The sequence below is a fragment of the Bacillus sp. GMs2/2 genome, from assembly GCF_050172095.1.
GTDB classification, from domain to species: Bacteria; Bacillota; Bacilli; order Bacillales; family Bacillaceae_G; genus Bacillus_A; species Bacillus_A cereus.
In genome coordinates this window covers 1-2,330 of record NZ_JBNLYE010000511.1, presented here as the reverse complement: position 1 = coordinate 2,330, position 2,330 = coordinate 1, and the positions used below count along the sequence as shown (strand labels likewise).

Genomic DNA, 2,330 nt, shown 5'->3' with positions numbered 1-2,330 from the left:
GGGGATAAAGAAATTTATGAAAAAATTATTAGCTTCAGCAACAGCGGTAACACTATTAACAGTGGGGTACAGTTCTTCTGCATTTGCAGCTAAGAGTCCTAATGATACAAAAAACTGTGGTCATTTTAAAAGTCAACAAGATGCTCAAGCATTCTGGGATCAAAATGGATATGGTGTTGGAAATGATCCACACCGTTTAGATAATGATAAAGACGGCATTCCATGTGAAGATTATAAATATCCAAAGAGCACAAATACTACAACAGAAAATAAAGAAACTACTAAACCTCAAGAACAACCTAAACAAGAAAATACTAAACAGGAAAACACTAAACAAGAACCTGTTAAACAAGAAAACACTAAGCAAGAGAATTCAAAACAAAATAACCAAACAACAAATAATAAACAAGAACAAACTAAGCCTCAAACAACTGCAAAAGAAACAAAGAAAAATACTAATACAGTTGTGAAAAAAGAAACGAAAAAACAAGGTGAAAAATTACCTAATACAGCATCAAACGGTGTTACAATGATGTTAGCAAGCTTAGGATTAGCATTAGCTGGTTCTGTATTAATGTTCCGTCGTAAAAAGACAAACGCATAAAATAGTTCCTTAAAACGGCAGGAGAAATCCTGTCGTTTTCAAATGGAGTGATAAAAGTGAATAAAAAACAATGGATAGGCTTATGTTTAACTGTTATTGGACTTACTATCTTTTCCTATTATTTTCTAGAATGGTATAGTGCTAGACAATCAGCAGAGTCGTTAACAACTAACGAGGCTAAACAATATGAGACCTCCACACCTTCTAAAGAAAATGAAACGCAAAACATCAATCAAACAGAGACAAAGATTGACACTTCATTACAAGAAGAACCTGTACAAATTCCCGCTTCAAAGGTAAACCATCAGTTAGGAGATAAAGTAGCATATTTAATTATCCCTAAAATACAAAAGAAATACTCTATATTTTGGGGAGCTGATGATAAAGTACTAAAAAAGGGTGTAGGTATGTTTGTTAGTGACTTAACTACTACACCATCTGGAAATGGTCATACAGTTTTAAGTGGACATAGAGATACTGTTTTTACCGAGCTTGGTCAATTAAAGGAAAATGACCAACTTATCGTGGAATATGAAAATAAAACATATACATATGAAATTAACAAGCATTGGATAACAGATTCAGAAGATCGAACAGTTATTGTAGAAAAAAGTGAGCCAACATTAACATTAACAACTTGTTATCCTTTTGACTATATAGGAGACGCTCCAGATCGGTACATAATTGAAGCATCTCTACTTTCCATTCATTGAGGATGGAAAGTCCAATACACATTAATTTTAATAATATGTATTGGACTCCCATTCAAGTATCATTTTTCTTAATGAATATTTGGTATATTTTAGGGTGTTTTTTACTGTTTTTATGTTAAGATATTTTGGTTGATATTCATCTTATTTTAGGAGGTTGGAAAATCTGTTACATGCTTTTCATATGGATTTTAGTTTCTATACCGAAAGTATAAAAGTTTTAGGGTTATTAGGGAATTCTACTCGCTTATCAATTGTTTGTAAATTGATTACATATGGATCGTTGTCAGTTTCTGATTTAAGTAAGCAAACAAGAATTACAGAGGATTTGATTGTACAACATTTGCGTAAATTAGCCTTTGGAAATATTGTAATTAGTGAACGTATAGGGAAAAGGCTTTATTTTAAAATAAAAGATAATAAAACAATTGAGATTATTAAGGTATTAGGATTACTAAGTTAATTTTCATTACTTTCAATATAAATGATTTTGCTATAACTCAATTGTGCAAAATCACATTTAGCCTGCCTACGGAAATAGGGAGGTTTTTAATATACAAAAAGGCGCCCATATAAGGGTGCCTTTTCCAATAGTTTTTAGCAGAAACAACTGCATCCGATAATGATTAATAAAATAAACAATACAACTAATAAAGCGAATCCTCCAGCGAAACCGCAGCCTTCGCCGCAACTACCACCATATCCCATAACAATAGTGCCTCCTTTAGATTAGAGGGTAAAACTAGGGTGCATTCCATGGATTTTAATGGGTTCACTTTACCTTATGTTTTTAAAAATTAATTGAGCAGGTCCTTTTGAAAATAGAAAAAAGACGCCATAAGGCGCCTTCCTTTTAGGTAGATAAGACTTTAGTTTTCCAATCTAAAGAAATTTTGTATCAGCTCTTTGAGAGTATATCATGATATTCGCTTGATTTATTATGCATTATTACATATCATTGTAAATCCCTCTATTTTCCATTTGATAAAATGAAATCCCAATATTGTTAATAATTA

General features: G+C 31.8%; 4 protein-coding genes. 3 read left to right on the top strand and 1 reads right to left on the bottom strand.

The window, feature by feature from the left end:
* The first annotated feature begins 16 nt into the window (after nt 1-16).
* From ACQGS6_RS26775 to ACQGS6_RS26765, 3 genes are all read left to right on the top strand, one after another.
* Nucleotides 17-604, top strand: coding sequence for an excalibur calcium-binding domain-containing protein (locus tag ACQGS6_RS26775; RefSeq protein WP_000734536.1), 588 nt, complete (start codon nt 17-19; stop codon nt 602-604).
* A gap of 56 nt (nt 605-660) precedes the next feature.
* Nucleotides 661-1,317: a class D sortase gene (locus ACQGS6_RS26770; protein WP_074624933.1), complete on the top strand. Its 657-nt coding sequence runs from the start codon at nt 661-663 to the stop codon at nt 1,315-1,317.
* Between the two features lie 181 nt (nt 1,318-1,498).
* Entirely contained in the window at nt 1,499-1,777 is a 279-nt protein-coding gene (locus tag ACQGS6_RS26765; RefSeq protein WP_000347623.1) for an ArsR/SmtB family transcription factor, read from the top strand.
* 134 nt (nt 1,778-1,911) lie between these two features.
* On the opposite strand, the gene ACQGS6_RS26760 is transcribed toward ACQGS6_RS26765, so the two are convergent.
* A complete protein-coding gene (locus ACQGS6_RS26760) occupies nt 1,912-2,022 on the bottom strand; it encodes a YjcZ family sporulation protein (RefSeq protein WP_000540371.1) in 111 nt (36 codons plus the stop codon).
* Nucleotides 2,023-2,330 lie beyond the last annotated feature (308 nt).